The organism is Streptomyces sp. NRRL S-118 (assembly GCF_000716335.1).
Taxonomy (GTDB): Bacteria; Actinomycetota; Actinomycetes; order Streptomycetales; family Streptomycetaceae; genus Streptomyces.
This window is the reverse complement of record NZ_KL591056.1, coordinates 4,165-5,061: the sequence shown is the minus strand read 5'-3', so window position 1 is coordinate 5,061 and position 897 is coordinate 4,165. Positions and strand designations below refer to the sequence as shown.

Annotated in this window: 1 protein-coding gene; it reads left to right on the top strand. The window is 73.6% G+C overall.

The annotated features are described in order from the left end of the window. Nucleotides 1-897 (top strand): acyltransferase domain-containing protein (locus IH00_RS0136485; protein WP_031080809.1); only part of this gene is annotated, 897 nt, incomplete at both ends.

Genomic DNA, 897 nt, shown 5'->3' with positions numbered 1-897 from the left:
TGAACTGGTCGGCCGGGCAGGTGGAGCTGCTGACCGAGTCCCGGGAGTGGTCCGTGTCGGACCGGCCGCGGCGGGCAGGTGTGTCCTCCTTCGGTATCAGCGGCACCAACGCCCACGTCATCGTGGAGGAAGCACCCGCACACACACCTGCGGAGGAACCGGCCGCCGTGGAGCGGCCGGCGGGCGCGGCACCTGTGGTGCTGTCGGCCCGCACCGACACGGCCCTGCGGGCACAGGCGGAGCGGCTGCGGGCCCGGTTGGTCGCGGAGCCGGAGTGGTCCGTCGCGGACACGGCGTTCTCGTCCGTGCGTACGCGGGCGCTGCTGGAGCGGCGTGCGGTGGTCACGGCGTCCGGCCGTGAGGAGCTGCTGGCGGGTCTTGCCGCGCTGACCGCGGGTGAGGCAGAGGCAGGGGGCAGGACGGCTTTCCTGTTCACCGGCCAGGGGTCGCAGCGGGCGCGGATGGGGATCGAACTGGCGGAGACGTTCCCGCGGTTCGCCGAGGCCCTGGACGAGGTGTGCGCCGAACTGGACCCGCGCGTGGGCCGTTCGGTGCGGAGCCTGCTGAGTGCCGAGAAGGGTTCCGGCGAGGCCGCCTTGCTGGACTCCACGGAGTTCACGCAGGTGGCGTTGTTCGCCGTCGAGGTGGCGCTGTTCCGGCTGGTGGAGTCGATGGGTGTCCGCCCGGACTACCTGGTCGGGCACTCGGTCGGCGAGCTGAGCGCCGCCCATGTGGCGGGTGTGCTGTCGCTGGCCGACGCGTGCGAGCTGGTGGTGGCCCGCGGGCGGTTGATGGGGGCGCTGCCCGCCGGCGGGGCGATGGTGGCGGTCCAGGCCGATGAGGCCGAGGTGCTGGCTTCGCTGGCCGGGTTCGAGGGCCGGCTGGATGTCGCGGCGG